This is a genomic window from Sphingorhabdus sp. (genome assembly GCF_044374345.1).
Lineage (GTDB): Bacteria > Pseudomonadota > Alphaproteobacteria > Sphingomonadales > Sphingomonadaceae > Sphingorhabdus_B.
On the sequence record NZ_JBILOS010000141.1, the window covers coordinates 1 to 3,348 of the forward strand.

Here is a 3,348-nt window from a genome sequence, read left to right on the forward strand (position 1 = left end):
ATTTTTGCGGCATTCGCCAAAGCAATAGGATGATTTATGATTCAAACTGTCAGCCGTAAGCGGATCGAAATTCTGGTGGATACACCGCTTGTGCCGCGTGTTGTCGCGCAATTGAAAGCGGTCGACATATCTGGCTGGAGCGTGATCCATGTGGACTCGGGCGGTGGTCGCGCCGGTGCATGGCAAGATGACGATGTCACGGGAGCGAGCGCAAAAACCATCGTGCTGGTCATTGCATCCGAAGCCAAGACGTCCGGCTTGATTGAAGCGATTGCGCCATTGCTGGACAGCTATGGGATGTTACTTACAATCGGTGATGTGCAGGTTGTGCGCGGAGAAAGATTTTAATGCCCGAATTTGCTGTTCTGGTTGAAGGATATCGCCGCTTCAAATCCGACGCTTATGTCCGCCAAAAAGCGCGTTATGATGAGCTCGCGAATGACGGTCAGGCGCCCCCAATCATGATCATTTCCTGCTGTGACAGCAGGGTCGATCCAGCCACCGTTTTCGACACAAAGCCCGGCCAAGTGTTCGCGTTGCGCAATGTGGCAAGCCTTGTTCCGCCTTATGAGATTGGCGGCGGTTTACATGGTGTGTCCGCTGCCATTGAATTTGGGGTAATGGGATTGGAAGTGCGGCACATTGTTGTGCTTGGTCACGCCCAGTGCGGCGGTATAAAAGCATCATTAGAAGGTGCGAATATCGGCCACGGGGGGCACAGCTTCATTGATGGCTGGGTCGACATTATCCGCCCTGCCCGCGAAAAGATTTTAGCGTCGGCATCCGACGACCCCCAACATGATTTGGAACTGGACGCCATAAGGGTGAGTTTGAAAAACCTGCGCACATTTCCATTCATTGCAGAGCGCGAGCAATCCGGCCAGCTGAAGCTACATGGTGCCTATTTCGGCATCGCCGACGGCATCCTTCACGTGCTCAACGACCAAAGCGATCAGTTTGAGGCTCAATGACCCATCAGGTCGCCTTGCCAGCCTATTATAACGACCTTGACGCGAGTTTTGCCGAAGCATGGAATGTCGTTGCAGCCGGTGTAACGAATCGAAACAGCCCCGCACACACGCCGACCGTCGGTACCGTTGATGCGGACGGCACGCCGCAATTGCGCATTATGATATTGCGCGCGGTGTCGCGTGATAGCCGAAGCTTGCGCTTTCATACCGACGCACGGTCCGACAAGATTGCGCAACTGCAGCACGAGGCAGCGGCCAGTGTTTTGGTCTATGACCCCACAGCAAAAGCGCAGATCCGGCTATCCGGTCGCGCCCACATTACCTCCGATGGCGATCTTGCAGATACGGCCTGGTCCGGTTCAACGCCATTTGCCCGCCGCTGTTACATGGCCGAAGCGGCCCCCGGCACGCCGATTGCGCAACCTTCGTCAGGATTGCCCGAATGGATTGAAGGCAAACAACCGGAAGAACATCAATTGGCCGATTACCGAGGCAATTTTGCGGCTTTGATGTTTCAGGCGGACAGCATCGAATGGCTATATTTGGCCAATGCAGGGCACCGGCGCGCACGGTGGCAGTGGGACCAAACGCAAAATCTATGGCTTGGGAACTGGCTGGTTCCCTAAACCGCGTCACATTATCCTACTGGCCAAAGCGCCCTCCTCTGCTGCATTGGCGTTGCAGAGGAGGGTTCGCTTCATGCCATCATTAACGCGTCATCTTTTTATAAGTTGCGCGATGTGGGCGAGTGGCTTCGTCGCCAAGGCGGGCGATTTTGTCTTCTTCGTATGATTCAAAGTTGCCTTCAAACCATTCGACATGGCTGTCGCCTTCAAACGCAAGGATATGCGTTGCAAGACGGTCAAGGAAGAAGCGGTCATGGCTGATGACCACGGCGCAACCTGCGAAGCTTTCCAACGCTTCTTCGAGTGCCGACAATGTTTCAACGTCCAAATCGTTGGTAGGTTCATCGAGCAGAAGCACGTTGCCGCCTTGCTTCAACATCTTCGCCATGTGCACGCGGTTGCGTTCACCGCCGGACAATAGACCAACCTTTTTCTGCTGATCGGTGCCCTTGAAATTGAACGCACCGACATAAGCGCGGGTCGGCGTTTCATGCTTGCCCAATTTCATAAAGTCTGCGCCGCCGGAAATTTCTTCCCACACATTTTTGTTGGGGTCGAGATCATCGCGGCTTTGGTCGACAAAGCCCAAACGGACGGTTTCGCCGATTTCAACTTCACCAGAATCGGGCACTTCCTGACCGGTGATCAGGCGGAACAAAGTCGATTTACCCGCACCGTTGGGGCCAATGACGCCCACAATGCCGCCCTGCGGAATGGTGAAGGACAGATTTTCAAAGAGCAATTTGTCACCATAAGCTTTGGTGACATTCTTCACCTCAATAACCTTGCTACCCAAACGCTCGGGCGTCTGGATAACAATCTGCGCCTTGCCGGGTGCACGGTTTTCCTGCGCCTCGACCAGCTGGTCAAAGGATTTGATACGCGCTTTCGATTTGGTTTGCCGGGCCTTTGGACTTTGCCGGATCCACTCCAGCTCGTCCTTAATCGCCTTTTGACGGCCGGCGTCTTCACGCGATTCCTGCTCCAGACGCTTCGCCTTCTTTTCAAGATAGGTCGAATAATTGCCTTCATAAACAAAATAGCGTCCGCGATCGAGCTCAAGGATCCAGCTGACGACATTATCCAAGAAATAGCGATCGTGGGTCACGAGAATGACGTTGCCCTTATAATCGACCAGATGCTTTTCCAGCCACGCAACGGACTCTGCGTCCAAGTGGTTGGTCGGTTCGTCGAGCAGCAATATGTCGGGCTTTTCCAGCAAAAGCCGCGTCAGCGCGATACGGCGCTTTTCACCGCCCGAAAGGCTGGTGACGGGGCTGTCGCCGGGAGGGCAACGTAGCGCGTCCATAGCGAGCTCCAGCTGGCTATCGAGCGACCAGCCATCGACGGCATCAATCTTTTCCTGAAGCGTGCCCATTTCTTCCATGAGCGCGTCAAAGTCGGCATCCTCCGGCGGATCGCCCATGATGGCCGAAATCTCGTTAAAACGATCCACAAGATCGGCAACCGCGCGAACGCCGTCCATGACGTTTTCCTTGACCGTTTTGTTCGGATCAAGCTCTGGCTCCTGCGCCAGATAGCCGACGCGGATATGTTCGCCGGGCCACGCTTCGCCCGTAAACTCTGTATCCATTCCGGCCATGATTTTCATCAGCGTGGATTTACCCGTGCCGTTTGGCCCAACGATGCCGATCTTTGCATCCGGATAGAATTGCAGATTGATGTTGTTGAGGACGGGTTTGCTTGCGCCGGGGAAGGTTTTCGTCATTCCCTTCATTACGAAGCTATAT

4 protein-coding genes are annotated in these 3,348 nt (G+C 54.4%); 3 read left to right on the forward strand and 1 reads right to left on the reverse strand.

Features of this window, described 5'->3' with window-relative positions:
* Positions 1-36 precede the first annotated feature (36 nt).
* The 3 genes from ACIQ5B_RS10540 to ACIQ5B_RS10550 are packed head-to-tail and all read left to right on the forward strand — an operon-like array spanning position 37 to position 1,597.
* Positions 37-348, forward strand: coding sequence for a P-II family nitrogen regulator (locus tag ACIQ5B_RS10540; protein WP_306063591.1), 312 nt, complete (start codon positions 37-39; stop codon positions 346-348).
* Positions 348-971 (forward strand): carbonic anhydrase, encoded by a 624-nt coding sequence (locus tag ACIQ5B_RS10545; protein WP_397598980.1) that lies wholly within the window; start codon positions 348-350, stop codon positions 969-971. Before ACIQ5B_RS10540 ends, ACIQ5B_RS10545 begins: the two co-directional genes overlap by 1 nt.
* Positions 968-1,597 carry a pyridoxamine 5'-phosphate oxidase family protein gene (locus tag ACIQ5B_RS10550; RefSeq protein WP_397598981.1) on the forward strand — a complete coding sequence of 210 codons (630 nt, stop codon included), beginning with the start codon at positions 968-970 and terminating at the stop codon, positions 1,595-1,597. Before ACIQ5B_RS10545 ends, ACIQ5B_RS10550 begins: the two co-directional genes overlap by 4 nt.
* Positions 1,598-1,679: 82 nt before the next feature.
* On the opposite strand, the gene ettA is transcribed toward ACIQ5B_RS10550, so the two are convergent.
* Positions 1,680-3,348, reverse strand: a 1,669-nt coding sequence (ettA, locus tag ACIQ5B_RS10555) for an energy-dependent translational throttle protein EttA (RefSeq protein WP_397598982.1), incomplete at its 5' end; no start/stop codon positions are given.